Here is a 983-nt window from a genome sequence, read left to right on the forward strand (position 1 = left end):
ACCCGGCCGCTACTCGCTCGACCACGCCACGGGGCACCGGTTCGACCGGCCCTGGATGGTCCCCGTCGCGTTCGCCGTCGGAGCCGCCGCCGCCACGACGGTCATCCGCAAGCGCCTCGCGGCGCAGGCGGCCGAGCGGGCCGAGGCGGAGCCCGGCGAGGACGCGGCGGGCGGCGACATCGGCCCCGAGTAGACGGGGGACGAGGCTCGAACGGACCGGCCCCGGCACGTCGGCGGCCGGAAGTACCCTGGCGGGCATCCGCCCGATCCAAGGAGCCTGACCCGTCATGACAGACCTCGACATTCGCGACAACCGGCAGCAGGGCCGCCTGGAGGCGTACGAGGACGGCAAGGCCGCCGGTGTCATCGCCTACTTCACCCTGGACGGCACACCGCGCGCCCTGGTCGCCGTCCACACCGTGGTCGACGAGGGGCACGAGGGCAAGGGCATCGCGGGCGCGCTGGTCAGGGAGTTCTACGCGATGGCGGCACGCGAGGGCGTCCCCGTCGTGCCGCTGTGCCCGTACGCCGCCAAATGGGCCGAGCGCCATCCCGACGAGGCACCCGCCGCCGACCCCGCCGTCGTGGCCGAGGCCAAGGCGCAGCTGAAGGCCAACCCCCAGCTCTGGTGAGGGCCGGATGCCGCGGCCGGGCGCCGGGCGCTTTCGTGTTCCGCGCCGCGGATCATGACTGCTTCCGGCGCGCGCGGGCACGTGCACCGGGAGACATTGGGAACGCACGTCTCCGCACTTCTTGGAGGTCAGGCATGACCAGCCCGTACCCGGATCCCGTACCGCCGTCGCCCACGCCGACCCCGGGTCCGCCCGGACCCGAGCCGGGGCCGCTGCCGGGCCCAGGGCCCACGCCGGTACCGGCGCCGCCGCCGAGCCCCGTGCCGAGCCCGCCGGGTCCCGACCCCGTACCGGAGCCGGAACCCGCGCCCGGACCGCTCGGCTGACGCCTGCGGGCGGACCGGGCCGATC

The 983-nt window shown here is 75.8% G+C and carries 1 protein-coding gene and 1 pseudogene; both read left to right on the top strand.

The features are described 5' to 3' along the window. Positions 1 to 193: pseudogene (locus HY68_RS45510) on the top strand (hypothetical protein); the annotation flags it as partial. A 94-nt stretch (positions 194 to 287) separates the two neighbouring features. Further along, positions 288 to 632, top strand: a complete 345-nt coding sequence (locus tag HY68_RS27100) for a GNAT family N-acetyltransferase (protein ID WP_041993546.1) — start codon at positions 288 to 290, stop codon at positions 630 to 632. The last annotated feature ends 351 nt before the right edge of the window (positions 633 to 983 follow it).

This window comes from Streptomyces sp. AcH 505 (genome assembly GCF_000818175.1).
In the GTDB taxonomy this organism is placed as follows: Bacteria; Actinomycetota; Actinomycetes; order Streptomycetales; family Streptomycetaceae; genus Streptomyces.

Bases quoted from the DNA above. Each gene is read 5' to 3' on its own strand.
- HY68_RS27100 (WP_041993546.1), top strand. From the start codon at position 288: ATGACAGACCTCGACATTCGCGACAACCGGCAGCAGGGCCGCCTGGAG.